19 protein-coding genes are annotated in these 18003 nt (G+C 36.3%); 7 read left to right on the top strand and 12 right to left on the bottom strand.

Annotation, left to right across the window (positions count from 1 at the left end):
- Window positions 1–363 precede the first annotated feature (363 nt).
- Window positions 364–1473: an AAA family ATPase gene (locus tag V6670_RS02605; RefSeq protein ID WP_141903877.1), complete on the top strand. Its 1110-nt coding sequence runs from the start codon at window positions 364–366 to the stop codon at window positions 1471–1473.
- The gene (locus V6670_RS02600) at window positions 1473–3713 is read left to right on the top strand and encodes a S8 family peptidase (protein WP_141903878.1); all 2241 of its coding nucleotides are present in this window, start codon (window positions 1473–1475) and stop codon (window positions 3711–3713) included. The genes V6670_RS02605 and V6670_RS02600 overlap by 1 nt, the downstream gene beginning before the upstream one ends.
- Window positions 3714–3866: 153 nt before the next feature.
- Here the strand turns inward: V6670_RS02600 and V6670_RS02595 are convergent, their stop codons facing one another.
- The 9 genes from V6670_RS02595 to V6670_RS02555 all read right to left on the bottom strand — a co-directional run bounded on the left by V6670_RS02595 (window position 3867) and on the right by V6670_RS02555 (window position 8833).
- Window positions 3867–4364, bottom strand: a complete 498-nt coding sequence (locus V6670_RS02595; RefSeq protein ID WP_141903879.1) for an HK97 family phage prohead protease — start codon at window positions 4362–4364, stop codon at window positions 3867–3869.
- On the bottom strand, window positions 4361–5272 hold the full coding sequence (locus V6670_RS02590) for a hypothetical protein (RefSeq protein WP_141903880.1): 912 nt from the start codon (window positions 5270–5272) through the stop codon (window positions 4361–4363). Before V6670_RS02590 ends, V6670_RS02595 begins: the two co-directional genes overlap by 4 nt.
- Before the next feature lie 59 nt (window positions 5273–5331).
- The gene (locus V6670_RS02585; RefSeq protein ID WP_338652455.1) at window positions 5332–5466 is read right to left on the bottom strand and encodes a hypothetical protein; all 135 of its coding nucleotides are present in this window, start codon (window positions 5464–5466) and stop codon (window positions 5332–5334) included.
- Between the two features lie 470 nt (window positions 5467–5936).
- Complete coding sequence (locus V6670_RS02580) at window positions 5937–6482, bottom strand: hypothetical protein (RefSeq protein WP_141903881.1); 546 nt, start codon at window positions 6480–6482, stop codon at window positions 5937–5939.
- A gap of 15 nt (window positions 6483–6497) precedes the next feature.
- Window positions 6498–6887, bottom strand: a complete 390-nt coding sequence (locus V6670_RS02575; RefSeq protein WP_141903882.1) for a hypothetical protein — start codon at window positions 6885–6887, stop codon at window positions 6498–6500.
- Between the two features lie 39 nt (window positions 6888–6926).
- Window positions 6927–7805: a hypothetical protein gene (locus tag V6670_RS02570; RefSeq protein ID WP_338652454.1), complete on the bottom strand. Its 879-nt coding sequence runs from the start codon at window positions 7803–7805 to the stop codon at window positions 6927–6929.
- A 55-nt stretch (window positions 7806–7860) separates the two neighbouring features.
- On the bottom strand, window positions 7861–8259 hold the full coding sequence (locus V6670_RS02565) for a hypothetical protein (RefSeq protein ID WP_141903883.1): 399 nt from the start codon (window positions 8257–8259) through the stop codon (window positions 7861–7863).
- Between the two features lie 78 nt (window positions 8260–8337).
- Window positions 8338–8607: a hypothetical protein gene (locus V6670_RS02560; protein WP_141903884.1), complete on the bottom strand. Its 270-nt coding sequence runs from the start codon at window positions 8605–8607 to the stop codon at window positions 8338–8340.
- A 10-nt stretch (window positions 8608–8617) separates the two neighbouring features.
- Window positions 8618–8833 (bottom strand): helix-turn-helix transcriptional regulator, encoded by a 216-nt coding sequence (locus V6670_RS02555; protein WP_338652451.1) that lies wholly within the window; start codon window positions 8831–8833, stop codon window positions 8618–8620.
- Window positions 8834–8994: 161 nt separating this feature from the next.
- Here V6670_RS02555 and V6670_RS02550 point away from each other — a divergent pair, with 161 nt between their 5' ends.
- Together V6670_RS02550 and V6670_RS02545 are read left to right on the top strand one after the other, a co-directional pair.
- Window positions 8995–9579, top strand: a complete 585-nt coding sequence (locus tag V6670_RS02550) for a helix-turn-helix transcriptional regulator (protein WP_338652449.1) — start codon at window positions 8995–8997, stop codon at window positions 9577–9579.
- A gap of 48 nt (window positions 9580–9627) precedes the next feature.
- Window positions 9628–10833, top strand: a complete 1206-nt coding sequence (locus tag V6670_RS02545; RefSeq protein ID WP_338652447.1) for a tyrosine-type recombinase/integrase — start codon at window positions 9628–9630, stop codon at window positions 10831–10833.
- Window positions 10834–10880: 47 nt separating this feature from the next.
- On the opposite strand, the gene speB is transcribed toward V6670_RS02545, so the two are convergent.
- Window positions 10881–11753 (bottom strand): agmatinase, encoded by an 873-nt coding sequence (speB, locus tag V6670_RS02540; protein WP_141903886.1) that lies wholly within the window; start codon window positions 11751–11753, stop codon window positions 10881–10883.
- Between the two features lie 318 nt (window positions 11754–12071).
- Here speB and V6670_RS02535 point away from each other — a divergent pair, with 318 nt between their 5' ends.
- Window positions 12072–14144: a transglycosylase domain-containing protein gene (locus V6670_RS02535; protein WP_141903887.1), complete on the top strand. Its 2073-nt coding sequence runs from the start codon at window positions 12072–12074 to the stop codon at window positions 14142–14144.
- A gap of 344 nt (window positions 14145–14488) precedes the next feature.
- Here the strand turns inward: V6670_RS02535 and V6670_RS02530 are convergent, their stop codons facing one another.
- Complete coding sequence (locus tag V6670_RS02530) at window positions 14489–15007, bottom strand: YwhD family protein (RefSeq protein WP_141903888.1); 519 nt, start codon at window positions 15005–15007, stop codon at window positions 14489–14491.
- Window positions 15008–15171: 164 nt separating this feature from the next.
- On the opposite strand from V6670_RS02530, the gene V6670_RS02525 reads away from it, so the two are divergent.
- On the top strand, window positions 15172–15357 hold the full coding sequence (locus tag V6670_RS02525; RefSeq protein WP_004231516.1) for a 2-hydroxymuconate tautomerase: 186 nt from the start codon (window positions 15172–15174) through the stop codon (window positions 15355–15357).
- Between the two features lie 91 nt (window positions 15358–15448).
- Complete coding sequence (locus tag V6670_RS02520; RefSeq protein WP_141903889.1) at window positions 15449–16135, top strand: class A sortase; 687 nt, start codon at window positions 15449–15451, stop codon at window positions 16133–16135.
- 143 nt (window positions 16136–16278) lie between these two features.
- On the opposite strand, the gene V6670_RS02515 is transcribed toward V6670_RS02520, so the two are convergent.
- On the bottom strand, window positions 16279–17628 hold the full coding sequence (locus V6670_RS02515) for an IS1182-like element ISBsp5 family transposase (protein ID WP_338651864.1): 1350 nt from the start codon (window positions 17626–17628) through the stop codon (window positions 16279–16281).
- Window positions 17629–18003 lie beyond the last annotated feature (375 nt).

The raw sequence follows: 18003 nt of genomic DNA, 5'->3' as shown, positions 1-18003 counted from the left end.
TTTTAAAAGATTAAAAGAATTAATGATTAAGTTCCAAATTTCATCATTTAAAACATACGCCCCCAATGGATTTCGGCGTTTCAACGGTAGGACATTACGGTGGGACAAGTTAAAAAGAATATTAAAGTCAATATCTGGCCAAACTACAAAATCTGCAAATACGAATATGACTATTGCCGTGACAAAGTCACTTTTAATTGTTGATTAGACAACACTTATTATTCATTATGCATTCAGTATAAAGGATGTTGGTTTCTAATGCGTTCCAATAATTTAATATAAAATAAAACGGAACAAAATATTGATAAAACCCACTTTTAATGATATGTTTTATTTGTTCCTTATGAACGGAGGTAAAATTAAATGAAACAAATAGAAAAGCATTTACCTAATTTAGTTAAAGCTGCTTTTGAGAATGATAAAGAAATTATTGAGGCAAGTACACTGAGTATAATGCGCATTTTAAAAAAAGAGAGTCCAGAAATCGCAAGTAGAATTTCTGAAATATTAGCTAATTATAGAGCAGGCGCATCTCTAACAAGAGCATATGGACAGGACCCTTTACCGAAAGATGAGGAGTCATTGAATTCCTTAGTGAAATTAGAAGATAGTAGTGTACTACCTTCTGAAATATTTTTATCAGACATGTACAAGAAAACAATCGAAGAATTTTTACAAAACAGAAATCATATGAAAGAGCTATTAGAGTTTGGTATAAAACCTACTAATAGCATATTACTTTATGGTCCACCTGGTGTCGGAAAAACTTATTTAGCAAAATATCTAGCTCACCAAACGAACTTACCACTTTTAACACTTGATCTTTCTTCAACAATTTCTAGTTATCTCGGTAAAACTGGGAAAAATATCAAAGAAGTTTTAGATTATGCTAAGAGATCACCTTCCATTTTATTAATGGATGAATTTGATGCTATAGCAAAGAAAAGAACAGACGCTAGTGATTTAGGAGAATTAAAACGTATAGTTAATGTACTTTTAAAAGAACTCGAAACATGGCCATACGATTGCATCTTGGTAGCTGCTACTAATCATCCAGAAATACTGGATGATGCCATTTGGAGAAGGTTCAATATAAAAATTGAAGTAGAAAAACCAGATAAAAAGCTAAGATTTCAACTATGGAAATTTTATCTAGATAGAGGTGTTGTCGAAATTGATAAAAAGTTTTTGAATTTTTTAAGCTCTACATTTGAAGGTATAACTCCAGCCGACATAGATCAAATTAGTACTCATTCACTACAGAAGCAAATCATTTTTGGCGGAGATATAAAGATAAATGTCTTGAAAAGCTTTATAGATACAAAAATAAGTACTGGCAACATCCCTAAATCAAAATTAGTGAACTCAATAAAAGAAGAATACGGTAAATCTATCACACAAAGAGAAATTTCGGAACTAACAGGGATTTCTTTAACTTCAGTTAATCGATATTTGCAAGAGGGGGATAAATAATGAGTGATAATTTAAGAAGACCAATACTAGGTCGAGGTGAAAATCTGGTTGAACCTATTAATAAAAATAGCGCTGGAGGTCCTAAAGAATTTCCTAGATCTTATGAGGAAGCAAAAAAATTAGTAAAAGAAGAACTAGTAAAAGTGAAAAAAGATATCGATTCTATTCCATTTGAAAAAAAGATGGATGAAGTAGTAATTGCAGTTCGTCTTAATGAAAAGTTTCTCGCAAAATCTTACACTCCCAACAGTTTTTTCGGGGCTTTAGATGTCGAAAATGTTGGATCAAGAAAATGGATTACGGATTCAGGAAAAGAAAGTAAACTTAACTTCGTAAAAATCCAACCTAAAAATATCGATAACGGATTAATGTTACTCGATTCTATTAGATCAAAAAGCTTTAAAGAAGATCTACGAAAGATAGAGGAAATTAATTTACTCAATAAAGATGAAGTGGCTCTCGGATTTGAAGATACTTGGGATAACGGAAGGGTCGAGCTCGTGCTACACCCTTATGAAGAAGCAGAAATTGTTTTAGATAAATTGTTCACTTTATTAAACATCCCTAAAGAACATCGAAGCAAGATTAAATACAAAGCATATGAACACGGACCAATCTTTGTCAGTATCAATTTATCAAGAGAAGATATAAATTTACTGACAGATTTCAACCCTTTAAGAACTGTTCATCCTATGGATTTTGAATTAAACTCTGTCTTTACTGACCTAATTCCTAATAAAGTTAATCCACCAGTAAGCACTGTTACACCAGTTAAAAAGGTTGGTGTAATTGATGGCGGTGTTAATATACAGAATCCATTCTTCCAGCAATCTACCACTCAATACTATGAGGTCGATTCTTTACCAAGTGATAGTTTCATGACTCACGGAACTAACGTATCTAGCCTAATTCTATATGGTGATTTACAGAATTTCCAAGAAGGGGTTGCTGTTCCAAGTCCAGTACTTGGAGTTGAGAGCATAAGAGTTTTCCCAACATCTAATCCTTCTGATGTAGATTTATATGAATCTATTGATTTAATTGAAAAAGCTGTACCTCAGTTAACAGATATAGATGTTTTTAATGTTTCTGTAGGTCCAAAAGGAAGTATTCTCGATGATGATATTAGTAGATTTACAACCGCATTGGACCAATTAGCTTACGACCATAGAAAGCTGTTCATTGTAGCTGTAGGTAATTCTGGAATGAGTCAAGAACCATATAATAGAATAGAATCACCTTCAGATATGGTTAATGGCATTGGAGTGGGCGCCTATCAGATTAATGTTGATGGAAATTATTCGAGAGCACCATATAGTTCTATTGGTTTTGGGCGTGAAGGCTGTAAAATCAAACCCGACTTTTGTGAACACGGTGGTTCAGCTCTCCACCCTATACAAGTTTTAGGAACAGAAGAATACGCTATGCAAAATGTTCAGGGGACAAGCTTTGCAGCTCCGATAGTCGCAAGAAAGGCTGCAGAGTTAATGTTAAAAAGTAATGATATTGGCGTTTTAACTGCTAGAAGTTTATTGACACAGGCTTCATCCAGTGAAATTGATGAGATAGATCACGAATTTGGATATGGTATCTGTGCAAAAAATGTGGATGATATTCTGTTATGTACTCCAAATAAAGTAACAATTGTCTATAATAATGAAATGTCAGTAAGAAACTATGCAAAGTTAAAACTACCAGTACCACAAACATGTGGTGCAAAGAAAATTAAAATATCTTGGACAGTTGTAGTTGTCACTCCGCCGAATCCATTATTTGCAGAAAGTTATACATCTACTGCGATTGAGGATGCACTGCATCCACACGAAGATAAATATAATTTATACAAGAATAGTAGAACACTGAAAAGAAATATAATAACAGATGCTGATTCTATACAAGAGTTATTAGATGATGAATGGAAACTAGGCTCTATACCAGCTAGTGTGACACCAAATAAATTTGCCACAGAATCTGAAAGACGTGATGATTTAAAGTGGGATACAGTAGCAAAAAGAAGTAAAGTTTTCCAAGCAAACTCCCTAAAAAACCCTTTTTTAACATTCCACGCTCTAGATAGAGATACTGATAAAACACGAGTACGATATAGTGTTGCTGTAACAATTGAGGCAATAGAATACCAGGGTGATTTATATCAAGAAATCCTAAGTGAATACCCAGTACTTCAACCAATTAACGTGAGACTAGAACAAGAAATTAGAACATCTATTCAAGGTAACTAACGATTATATAAGGCAATCAAAATTTTACTTTACTTATTAACTTTAAACCTTGCCGCAGAGATCACTTTCGTGATCTCTTTTTTATTAATTTTCAAGTTCATGCTAATTTTCAACAGAAAATTCCAATAAAAAACACCTACCGAAGTAAGTGTTCTATCCACTCAACGCCTTATCAATTTTAGAAATTAACTCTAACAGTCTATTATTGCATCCGACTCGTACACTAGATGTTTTATAAGCTGGATTCTCTACTATACTTATTTCTACTAAATCTACACGTTGTATTAACCTAAACTTTTTACTTCCTCTTTTTGTCTCTTTATATTCTGCATTTTTAAATCCCACTGAAACATGACTTAATTGCCCATCCCTTACTAAGTTGTATAAGAGACGATTTTCATGGTTGTTTTCTAATTCAATACGAAATGACAAACCTTTTTCATCTTCGAATAATGTAAGTTGTCCAGCTTCTGCACTAGCAAAATCTAGGGAACTCAAGTGAGAATATCGAACCGTTTGATTCCGCTTTTTTATAGAGTCTACAAAGGCACCTGGTAGAAACTGTTCGTAAAATCTTCCTTGGTCATCATGGATACACGCTCGTTCATTCCAACAAAGCGCGTATCCACTAATAACTAAAGGTTTTGTCATGACCGTTTCATAACCTCATTTGTGATTTGACCGTGAAAATCAATAATTCGTTCAATATGGCCTTCTCTAATACGTGGATCAAATTCCAGTGTTACAGGAATAGTAAATTTTTTACTTGGTTGGTTCGGATAAGATGGATTTTGTGAAGCAACTGCTACCTTCTGGTACTCTCTATCAATGGTGTTTTTAATCTCATTGCTAAAATGACTTGCTGAACTCTTTATCTCGCCATATTGTTTCAAAAGATCGAAATATTGCTTTTGAGCAGTTAATACTTTCTCAGCAATTTCATAGAGCTTACTTTTTGAAGTGTTTAATACTAACTCCATTTCAGTTGAGATTTTCGATACATCATACAGTTCAATTGATTCAACAGCTTGCAAATTCTTAATTTCAGTTTCTTCATTGGAAATTTTACGTTGTAATTCTTCAATTTTCCTCGCACATTCTTCTGAAGAAAGTTTGTTAAAGAATCGTTTAGGATTAAGTAAACTATAGCTATTATTTAATTGAATCCCTTCCAATTGCTTAATTTCTTCCTGGAGCTTTTTAATTGCTTGCTTCTTTTTTTCTATTAAAGCTGGCTTATCATCCACTAACATTAGTAACTCAGCAAATGAAGGGACCATTTTTAAAAGGTCTTTGCTTTTAGATTGCGATAACAATTCTGCTTTACTTAATTGTGGTCTTTTTGGACCGTCAGCCGTAAACATTCCATTTTTAAGTAGTGACAGTGCCGTTGTAAAGCTATGAGTTTTCTCCATATATTCTTTTTGTGCCTTTTTGCGCATATTTTCACTCTTGTGTTGCATTAATTCACTAGAGGCATAATATTCTTCTTCAATCTTTAAAAATGCTTCTCGATCTCTTTTAGGTAATTTATCAACTAATGCTTTATAATCAATCATACTTATTTCATCTCCTTGGAATTGGAGCGTGTAAACAAACATACACGCTCATTTTTAGGTTATTTCTTCAACACTTTATCAATCTTAGCCATTAAAGCTTGGCGCTTTTCGTGAAGCACTTTACCATGTTTAATATTCTCAATAGCAGCTGCACGTGATTCGGTAAACATAGAAGCATGTTCAATTCGTTTCATAACTTTCACCTCCTTTCAAAACATTTGTTACTCTTTTGTAGTGCTTTGTCACAATGGAGTACTGTGACAAAGTGTCACAACCCTTTATGCACCAAGAGTTATACGTCGTTTATGCATTTGTAGTACACTTAAAAATTTTTCAAAAAATCAATTTGAGGCGCGCAATTACATGCTCATACGGTCTACAGCAAAATGGCCAAAATTATTATTTGGTAGGGGGGCTATCGCTCAAGTGTGACAAAAATAAAAACCCACCACACACCATTGCTGGAATGTAATGAGCTTCGTGAGCTTCTAAAGTTATTTAGCTTTAAAACGATTAATCACTTTGCAACCTGATCGTGTGCATTGAACTTCTAAGTCACATTGGATATGTACAGCACCAGCTTCATATTCACGCGAAGCTTTTAATAATAGCTTTCCGCATTTTGTGCATCTTAGTTCTTTCATAAAACCACCTCATTTATCTTTTAAGTATTAAGAGAATATCGCGTGTGTTCCTCTTTCATTTTTTCATCACGCCTATAACGTTCACCAATTAACGTTAGATTGTTTATCACCGCTTTCCTTAAGGTTTCATAACCCGCCTTCTGAGACTGCTCAAAATAGCGTATAAACAGCTTTCTATCCTCTACACTAATTAGTTCGCATATCTCCTTGAAACGCTTGTATTGGAGCCGTATGCGTTCTAAGCGTTTCTTATATGATTCTTTTTCGTCAATAATCATAAATGATAGAATATCTGTCCTATTCGAAAGTGATTGATCTTTATCATACATAGACACGCCATAACTAAATTCATACAGTTGAGCAAAGTGTGCTGCTTGTCTTTTCTCCAAATAGTTTGCTAGTTTGTTGGCCTGGGCATCCATCCACAATGAATACATATACTCCCTTACTTTATGTTCTAGTTCTGAAACAAAAGTATCTGAATCACTTTCAATTGCATAAGGTGTATTAGCTGTAATAAGCGCTAATTGTTCACCGAAAGCTTCCGAAATAATAGTTTGATTCATGCAGCACAACCTCCTTCAACTAAACCTAGCAGGATAGTTTGTTTGAATTAAATGTTCAATTTCCACACCTGTATCAAGTTTTAAAAACAATGAAATTTTTATCATAGCTGTATCTCTAATCTTTGTGTAAGTCACTGAACTTATTGGTGGATCAAACTTTAAATTGTAGACATGATAATCTGTCGAGTATTCACTATTAGCTGACAAATACCTTGCTTCAATTAGAAAGCGTTCTGGTGTCGGTAATCTCTCAATAGCTTGTTCAATCATTTGGTGAAAAGCAACATTATCATTATCTGAATTCTCTGCTGCTAATTTGGAAATTCGATATCGCGCCAATTCTTTTACAACAGCTTTACGAATTTTTACCTTCTCTGCTCTTGTTAAGTGTTTTAATAGTTCCATTGATATCATCCTCGCTTCTTACTTTTGATAATCTATTTTTCAATCACTCCAATCAAAATTATCTGGATCATTCCCATCTTGTATCCAACGCTGGAACTCTATTTCTTTATCTCTCGGATCATATTGAGGCTTTTGCTTTGGTTGAGAAGTTTTTTTATCAACGTTCATTTTTATAGCTAATTCCATAAATCTCTCACGAAGCTTTTTGGCCGATAGTACATTTGTTTTCCAAAATGAATCTTCTGTTACCCAATCCATGACTTGTTTAGCCTGGTGCTTATCAACTTGATCTATTTCAATAAGCTTTCGCATATCATCAGCCCAAGATTGCATATTGGACTTTTTAATTAAATGAGATATGCCAGCCTCATTTGCAACTACAGAAACTTTCTCATGGAAGTATATTGCCATCTTGAAATAGGTGCTGTCCTCGTCATATTTTTTTTGACGAGTAGTATTTATATCTTTTATATCTTTTATATCTTTTATATCTTCTTTGTTCCCGCCACTTTTGACGGTTCTCTCTACCAAAAGTGGCGGTTCTCTATCCATATTTGGCGGTTCCCTTTTTTTAGTTCCGCCATTTTTGGCGGTTCTGTCTTTATAGAATTTTTTTGATTTTTTAACCTTGAATATATTTCCGTAGGGAGTTCGTTTCGTATCAATGTATCCATATTTTTTCAGTCTGGAAATATTGCGTTCTGTACTCCTCAAACTTGTTCCTAGTGATTCGGCTATTTCCACGTTTTTAATGGGTCTTCCACCGAGAACAATGCCAATAGTTTCACCGTTCTCAGTGGTTTCTTTTGTTGTTTTCGCAATCAACCAAAGGAACTCCCATAAAGCTGGACCAATTTTTTCGACATGTTCTTCTGTTAGTAAACCAGTGAAAACCGGAAAATAGAAACTATCAGGCATTGTTATATCACCACCTTGTCAATGCCTATGTTGCTTAAACTGTATAAGTGCTCTTTTATTCATCATGTTCTAATTCAAGTTGCAAAAATGCTTGTGTAGCTTCTTCATGGGTTATGAGCCCATTCTTAAGGGTAAACATTACTTTATTTATTTTTAGACTTTTTTCCGTTAAAACTGCTAGTTTGTTTCCTAGAGGGTCTAGCTTCACCCTAACTTGAGCACCTTCATAAATTGATGAACCACGATTCCATACCTGACTTGAATCGTGTTCAACAATTTTATTCAATATATCTTTAATAGTAATAGTCTTGTATTGGTCATCCTCTCTTACTTCGATAAGATCACCTTCTACTAAATCCATGTACGAAAAACGTCCATGGACTTTGTGCACTAAGGAAACAATATCAATGCCAAAATGCACAGTTATACGTCCAAATAAATATTCCTCGTTCATCTATTTCACCACCTTGTTTTTTACTCATATTAAAAATTACCGATTCCTTTACACATGCTTCGCCCAAGCATTTTTTAATTACCATTCACTTGTAATCTCACTTATTACTTCAAAAGCCTGTCTCGCTGGCCACCATCGTTTACGGTTTTTCTTGACCTCAATGGCTCGCATACGAACATCACATACAAGTTCACTTTCTAAAAATCTTTGTGACATGTTAGTTAGTTCTGCCATTTTATTTAAATCGATCCACCACAATACTTCTCTTATTTCTTCATCAAGCCGCTTTTCTATGTACTGTTTAATAGCGACTCTATCAATATTGACCTCAATGTTTGCTGGTAACATCTTTAATCTCCTATCTCATTGTAATTTCAAAAATCTCATCAAATTCCACATTTAAAGCACTGCAAATTTTTTTAGCTGTTTCGGGTCTAGGCGATTGCTTCCCGTTTGAAATTTGAATCAAAGTCGCTTCTGAAACACCTATAGAACGGGCAAATCCTCTTTTTGAAAAGCCTAATTTAATTAACTCTTGTCTAAAAGCATCTTGAGATTTCAATTGAATAGCCAAAATAAAACCTCCTCTCTAATCATTTTAACCAATACATTGGTTATATCAACTTGTTAATTGATGATAATTCCTTTTTAATTGAAAGTCAATTGTTTTTGATTAGTGTATTGGTTATTTTGATTCGTCTATGATATAATTCAAACAATCGTTAGGAAAGGGGTATGGAAATGACAGGTTTTATACACTGCAATTTGAGGGTTTTAATGGCTGAAAGAGGCTTAAATATACAGAATGTGAAAGACCAAACTACGTTGTCTCGGACAACTATTTCAAACCTATACAATAATTATGGATCTGGTATTCAATTTGATACACTAACGCAACTATGTACACTTTTAAAATGTACTATAGGTGACTTGTTCACCTTTGTTAATGTGAGTGTTTCATTTAAAGACATTTCAATAGATTGTAAAGTCGATTTGATGTCAAAAAATCAGATTAAGGATCCTAAGTGGGAAGGTACGAACTATGCTTATATGGCTAAAAGTAAATTTTTAATTAACTTAATGCTTAAGTATGAGGGTGAACTTTTAGTTTTTGATTTTGAAGTAGATACTTCTGTACTTTTTAACAAACTCAAACAAATCATATTTAAAGAAATTTTAATTTCAAACGAATTTCGTTTGAATTTAGACAATGTAAAAGCCCCTGTATATGTAATTGACTATATAGAAGAACAGTTTGATAAATTTTTATCTGAATGTATCCAAGATAGATTTATTAATATATTTGACAATTTAGATTAATCACACTCACCTATTCCTGTACACACGCTTCGCCCAAGCATGAAAGGAATGGACAAGGTGAAACTATATAAATCAGCAAAAGAACCTGAAATATATCACTATTTCAATGCAAATAAAGAGAAACTGTGGATGTTTCGACATAAGTATTATGATGCTGCTAATAAACGGAGAGAAAAAAAGAAAAGTGGCTATAAAACAGAAAAAGCAGCATTGAAAGCCCTCCTGGAAGTGAAGGCTGCAACGCTGCGTGGTGAAACTAAACATATAGAACATGATAACCTAACCGTCTCTCAATGGCTAGATATGTGGTTTAATATGAATAAAGGTAAATGGAAACCTTCTACTGTTACTCAGCGTGAGGGCTTTATAAAGCTTTATTTTAAGCCCCTTCTTGGCTCCTACAAGTTACAGAAGCTGGATAAGGTTATTTATCAGATGTCGTTTATCAATGTGTTAGAGGACAAGCTAAAGCCCTCTACGATCCGTGCTTTGCATTCGATTTTTAGGATTGCTTTGAATGCAGCTGTTGCGGAAGAAATCATAATTCGCAATAAGTTACATGGAGCTGCCCTTCCCTCTCTAAGAGATAAGGAAACAGAAAAGAACTATCTAACACCTGGCCAACTTAGTATATTACTGAATCATATTAAGCAGCATGGGGATATTGCCTACTACAGCTTATTTTTAACGATTGCTTATACAGGTATGCGTAAAGGAGAGGCACTGGGGCTTCAATGGCGAAATATCAACTTTGCCAGTCAAACAATAACTATTGAGCGAACTAGAGGAAATAACGGTGTAGGCTCCACTAAAACAAAGAACAGTGAGCGTACCATAAAAGTAGATGATATAGTGTTGCAGCAGCTACAGAGCTATCGGGTAGCTGCTAAAGCATTGTTACTTTCACATGGTCGTAAGCTACAGAGTGATATAGCAAAAGATGATTCATTTATCTTTTTATCGCCACACACAGCAGAGCTTTTTGTTTCCACAGGGTTAAACGCAATATTTAACCGCTTTGTAGAAGCTGTCGGTCTGCCAGCGACAACGATACATGGTTTAAGGCACACACATGCCACCATACTTATGAATAACAGTATTCCTGTCAAAGCGATTGCCGAACGATTAGGAAATACTCCTGAAATGATCCATACAGTTTATGGCCACATTCTTCAGGAAATGGAGGCACAAACGGTATCTGTATTTAGTGAGAGTCTAAAAGGAATTGGGGCTAAAAGTGGGGCTAGCTCATAGCTAAACCCCACTCAAACCGCTTCATATAAGCACTTATAAAGCCCTCTTTATTTTACCCAGCCTAAAATCATTTCTCGTAATAATTTAGAGGCTGTGTTTGCCGTCATTTCTGATGAATCATAGATAGGTGCGACTTCTACTAGATCAAAGCCTACAACATTTACACCACTAGCTGCTATCGCGTGGATGGAAGCTAGTAATTCTTTTGATGTAATACCACCACAATCTACTGTACCAGTGCCTGGAGCGTGTGCTGGATCTAAAACATCAATATCAATCGTTACATACACATTGCGCCCAGCTAATGTTGGTAAAACCTCTTTTAACGGCTCAAGTACTTCAAATTTTGAAATGTGCATGCCGTTTTCCTTTGCCCATTCAAATTCTTCTTTCATGCCTGAACGAATGCCGAAAGAATAAACATTTTTCGGTCCAATATGTTCCGCAATTTTACGAATTGGCGTTGAGTGAGAAAGTGGTTCTCCCTCATATTCCACACGCAAATCGGTATGTGCATCAAAATGAATGATTGCAAGATCATCATATTTAGCAGAGACAGCCTTCATAACTGGCCAAGACACTAAATGCTCCCCACCCATACCAACAGGAACCTTGCCATCTGCTAATAATGTTTCAATAAATTTTTCGATTTCATCTAATGAGCGCTGTGCATTCCCGAAAGGTAGTGGAATATCACCAGCATCAAAGTACTTTACTTCCTCAAGCTCGCGATCTAGATATGGGCTATACTCTTCAAGACCGATCGATACCTCACGGATACGCTGTGGACCGAAACGTGATCCTGGACGGTAACTCACTGTCCAGTCCATTGGCATGCCATAAATAACGGCTTGTGCATCCTCATAGGTAGGATGACTTTTTATAAAAACATTTCCTGAATAAGCTTCATCAAATCTCATTGCTTGCCCTCCGTATCATTAACAAATTGTATTGATTATCAATTCTCTTCAACTTCTTCTATTATGGCTTACAGGATTGTAATGAAACCTGTATCCTTTTGTCCTCGTATACATTATTGGAACATCTAGCAAATTTCGATTAAAATCTACAAGGTGTGATTTTTCTGTCGAATGCTCGCATTTCAAGTAGTACAAAAAAAGTATAGATGTTTTTGAATAAAGTGCAATAGTTTTTAGTTAGAATTTCGATTAAAGATGAACGTTCGAACACATACTAAAGCTAAAATTAGAAGTTGTAAGAAAACGAGGTGAAGTCGGATGAAACGAAAAAGCTATCATCGAAAGCAAAAGCGTGTAAAGCGCACACGGAAATCCCTTACTCTTTTTGTCGCCTTTGCATCTGCAATTGTCGTAGCATTTGTCGCTCTACGCATCTATGTTCAAGTGGCTGGTGCACCGCCTTTAACCGTACCGAAAGCTTCCATCTTCTTAGATGAAAATGAGAACCAAATTGGAGATCACTTTACAAATCAACGACGTTATTGGGTTGGTCTTGATGAGATGTCACCTTATTTAAAAGAAGCAGTAGTTGCTGTTGAGGATAAAGATTTTTATAAACATGGTGGTTTTGATTATTCACGTATTGCTGGTGCCATTTTAGTGGATATTAAGGCGGGCGGAAAAGTCCAAGGGGCTAGTACCATTACGCAACAATATGCACGTAATCTTTATCTTTCCCATGAAAAATCTTGGACACGTAAATTAAATGAAGCCCTGTATGCTTATAGATTAGAAGTTTTTTATGACAAGGACGAAATATTAGAAGGCTATTTAAATACGGTATACTATGGACACGGCATGTATGGAGTAGAAGCAGCCAGTCGATTTTACTTCGGTAAATCTGCCGCTGATTTAACACTTGCGGAAGCTGCAATGCTAACAGGCGTACCAAAGGGACCAAGTATCTATTCACCTATTGCCAATTTAGAAAAGGCTACGAATCGCCAAAACGTAATTTTAAAACTAATGGCGGATCAAGGTGCCATTACACAAGAAGAAAAAACACGAGCTGAAAATGAACAGCTTGTCTTAAAAAATGATAGCTGGGTTGCAACAAAATCTGTCGCCCCTTATTTCCTTGATGTGGCATGGCAAGAGGCTAGCGAAATTTTAAAGTCAAAAAATCTCGATATTAGCGAAGGTGGCTGGACAATTCAAACAACGCTTAATCTGGAACACCAGAAAGCCGCTGAAGAAGCAGTAGTAAAAAACATGCCTGCTAATGATCTTCAAACAGCATTCGTTAGTATGGAATCGAAATCAGGTGCTGTCACTGCATTAGTTGGAGGTCGTGACTATTCAGTAAGTTCATTTAACCGTGTCACACAGGCTAAACGTCAACCAGGCTCTACTATTAAGCCGATTTTATATGCAGCGGCACTAGAAAATGGTTACACGCCGCTTACATTTTTAGATGTTGGTGAAACAACCTTTACTTATGATAATGGGCGTGGCACTTATGCACCTAAAAATGTTAATGGTCAGTTTGCAGATCATGATATGACGATGGCTCAAGCGATTGCGATCTCAGACAATATTTACGCCGTCAAAACGTTAGAGGACATTGGCTTCAAGGAATTTCATGATATGGCAAACCGTTTTAGTGTAGGGATTGGTGCTAAAGATAATTTATCTATCGCACTCGGTACGATTGAAACAACATTATATGAGATGACGAATGCTTATAATATTTTAGCATCTCAGGGACAGCAAACCATTCCAACAACCATTGTGTCCATAAAAAATGCTCATGGGGACGTTATTTATGAAAATAAAGATGTTTCAAGCAAGGCGGAAACGGCCATTTCAAAAGAAAATGCATACATTTTAACTGAGATGATGACAGGTATTTTTGACCCGGTTTTCAGTGATTATTCTCCTGCTACAGGCATTAGTATTCGTTCCCGCATGACACACACATATGCGGCTAAATCAGGTTCTACCAATAGTGACCAATGGCTAATTGGTTTTACACCAAGTCTAACTGCTGGTGTGTGGAACGGCTATGATCAGGGTAAAAACCTTACGACGAAGGAAGATACTGCTGCCACTAAGCAAATTTGGATTGACTTTATGGAGACCGTCAACAAAGGAACGAAAAATGAGGATTTCAAAAAACCTAAAGGTGTAGAGGGCGTTGTCATTGATATCGAAACAGGTAAACTCGCTACTGATGCTTGTCCAAAACAGCGTCTTGTTTATGTAGAAGCTAAGGATGTACCAACTGAAAAATGTACAAACTTCGATATTCTCGACAGTGATACATGGGGAGAATTTTGGAACATGCTGCCATTCTCACTTTTTAAAGGTGATGATAAAAATAAACAATAATGTGGAAACCTTTTTGAACAACTCTCGTTCTATGTTATGAAGGCTCTCGACAAAGTAACTAATAGACGAATAAATAAGAAAAGCTTTCTCTTCCCCGGAGACGTGTCCGTGGGAACAGAAAGCTTTTCTTTTTTTTATGGTACGCGAAGTATGAGCATCATGGGGCATTTGGCTTGGGTTTGGGTTATTCAAATGCCGCATAGCGCTCATCATATTCGCGATACCAAGTGTCCTAGCTTACTAAAATGTAAGCTCTGCCTCAAGTGTACTTTGTTTCAAACCCACTTTCAACCTAATATCGAAAGCGATCGCAAAATGTCACAGATTGTTCAATCATTATTGGTCTATTCGACAAATAAGTCTTGACGCAGTTGCTCATCACTACGTTCCCACAAATCTGGATTAAGTTGCTCTAGGAAAGTAGCCAACACTTTTTTAGACGGTGCATCCATATGCTCTACAATAATCTGACGCTTCATGGATTTATCCATTTTGTTCACATGGTCAGCTAGAATTTTATAGCCACGTCTCTTTTCACGGTTAACGACCATTTCACAAGCTGTTACACCCGCATAATAGGGTCCATCTTCTTTATGGTCTACCGTCACCCACACTAACCAATAGGATTTCCCACCTTCTGAATCAGCACGGTCCATCGTAAATTTAATACCTCGCTCAACATCACTTCGTGCATGCATGGCACCAATTTCAACAGTAGCTGTCCCCTCTTCTACATCAATCATAACGGGCGATACATTCTCTAATGAAAGTGAACCAATTCCAAACCCTTTATGTCCATCTGTTGGATCGTTTTTTATAATGGTAAAACCCATTTTTTGTTTTGGTTTTTCTTCATTTGCCATACTTAAATATCCTCCATTCTGCTATTATAAAGGAAAGCATATCGCGTATATTTTGTCGTATAACACACTATTTCTAACGCGCACTTATGCCTCAACGCAAGTAAGAAGTTTATACTTTCTTATAAACTAACTATACAACATTATTCTATAAAGGAGGCAATATTATGCCATACGTAACAGTGAAAATGCTTGAAGGTCGTACAGAGGAGCAAAAACGCGCCCTTGTAAAGGAAGTAACAGAGGCCGTTTCGCGTACAGTTAATGCACCTGCAGAAAATGTAACAGTTTTTATCGAAGAAATGTCAAAAAACCATTATGGGGTTGCAGGCGTTCGTTTTAGTGATAAATAAGATGAAGATGGGTAGAGCATCTTAGCTCTACCCATTTTTAAACTGACAATCATCGTTCCGTTATTTCAATAACTAGGATGTGCTATACAAAATGAATAAATTTAGACTGACCTTGCTCGTTTGCGTGCTACTTTTTGGCCTGTTATTAATATTTATTAATCCCATTCAACATGCTATTATCGCTCATTTGAGTGACCAATTAAATACAACTGACTACAGTGTTAAAGACATTGAAAAAAACAAAAAAGCAGCAGCTGATTTTGAGTTTGAAGCCGTTCAATCATTATCTATCGCTGAGGTACTTCAAGCACAAGTAAAAGCTAGTAATATGCCTGTTATCGGCAGTATTGCTGTTCCAAGTGTACATATGCAGCTACCAATTTTAAAAGGTGTTGGCCATTCTGTACTTGCTATTGGAGCAGGTACGATGAAACCCAACCAACAGCTCGGCCAAGGAAACTATGCGTTGGCTGGTCACTACTTTGAGGAAAAAGATATTTTATTCAGCCCGCTCTATCAAGCACAAATTGGCGATATCATCTATATCACGGATATGAAAGATGTCTATGAGTATAAATTAACAACGAAAAAAATCATTGCTGCAACTGATGTTTATATCATTGACGATATTCCCAATCAAACTACACTAACATTGATTACATGTGCAGAAAAAGGTTCTAAACGTCTGGCATTACAAGCAGATTTTGTTCAAAGCTACTCGTTAGAAAATGCCAAAGGAACTTTTGATACAAGCAATACGCAAAAAGCGCCATCCTAAAAAGGATGACGCTTCAGACTGTAGACAAAAGCCCATCGAGAAGTTCACTCTCGATGGTTTTTGTCATTTTTCTTCCTATTTTATTTTTAACATTTGGTAATATACTACCAAATTCAACATACTTTTCGAGCTTAGTTGCTCTCTTAAGCTACTTGCCACGTCCAAGTAGCCAGTTTCTTCAAATTCATGGCAGCAAAAGTAAGCATCGCCTGCATGGACAATTTTTTTAGACCTCTTAAGGTTGTCCATCGCATACCATGCTTTTCTTTTGCATCGGCAAAGACACGCTCAATCGTTTCTTTGCGCTTTGCATAAATCTGTTTGATGTCATAGGAATGGCGTAAATGTTCAGCTTCCTCCACATACGACTCCCAAATATGGCGTTGAATGAGTTTTTGATGATGCTTACTTTCTGTACATTGGGAAAGGCTTGGACACTTCGCACAAATCAAAGGATTCGATTTATATTGGCGATATCCTTCCTTCGTCGTTGTCGCATACTTCAATATCTGCCCTTGTGGGCAAAGATAACAATTATAGTGCTCGTCATATGTATACTCGTGCTTTCGGAAGAATCCATCTTTCGTTTTAGGACGTGTATATGGAAGAACAGGCAACATTTGATTCTCTAACAAAAAGTTCGTAATCGCTGGTGTTTTATAGGCTGCATCTGCCGCAACGGCGATTGGTTTTTGAACGTTTTGAATGACCCTTTCAACAAGTGGCTGCAATACATGGCTATCGTGCACATTTCCCGGAGTCACAATGGCACCTAAGACAAAGCCTTTTTCATCTGTGGCTGCATGAAAGGAATATGCAAACTGCTTCGTACGTTCATCCTTCACGTAATACCCACTTTCAGGATCTGTCGTGCTTTCCTTTATTTCTTTCCATTCTTCCTTTTCAAACTTCTCCGGGGGAAAGGGCTTTTTTCCGTGTTCTTCACGGTCCATATTTAACTCTAATTGAAGCTTCTCTTCATAAGCTCGTGTTTCTTTTCGCACGACCTTTTTATCATACTTCCGTTTATTCGCACTCGCTTTCACATGCGTGGAATCAATAAATAGATGGTCTGCATGGAGGAGTCCCTGATGCATAATCTCTTTTAATATACGATAGAATATCTGTTCAAATATATCGGTGTCTTGAAAGCGACGGGCATAATTTTTACCGAAGGTAGAGAAATGCGGGACTTCTGTATGGAAGCCAAATCCTAAAAACCAGCGATACGCCATATTCGTTTCAATTTCTTTGATCGTTTGACGCATGGAGCGAATGCCAAAAACATATTGAATAAACGTCATTTTGAAGAGAACGACAGGATCAATACTAGGACGCCCATTAGGTGAATAAAGATTTTCTACTAAAGGATAGATAAATGAAAAATCAATAGCAGCCTCCAGTTTTCTCACTAAATGATCGTTGGGAACTAATTGATCAATCGTTAACATTTCTAATTGTTCACGTTCATTGGTTTGATTCTTCGTCATCATGCTTCATCACCTCAAAAGTTTACTTTTCAACACCCTATGTAGATAGAGTACTTTATGTAGAAGTTGATTGGAACGAAGGGCGGCGACTCCTGCGGGAAAAGCGGGAAAGTCGAGATCCTGGACTGAGCGAAGCGAGGGAAGCAGCTCGATCCCGCCCGCGGAAAGCGTCCGCCCGTAGTGGAAATCAACGGCTTTACTTTTTTACTTTATTTTATTGTAAAAGAAAAAAGACTGTAGGCAAACTCAAAATTCATCGAGTTTGTCTACAGTCTGAAGCGCCATCCTAAAAAGGATGACGCTTCAGACTGTAGAAAGAAACCTAATTTTTTTTATAAGCACTGTATCATTGGTATGTATTTTAGCTTTGTATACGTA

It is taken from the genome of Lysinibacillus sp. Y5S-8, assembly GCF_036894365.1.
GTDB classification, from domain to species: Bacteria; Bacillota; Bacilli; order Bacillales_A; family Planococcaceae; genus Lysinibacillus; species Lysinibacillus fusiformis_D.
Note: the sequence above shows the minus strand (reverse complement) of the source record. Positions and strands in the feature narration are given on the sequence as shown.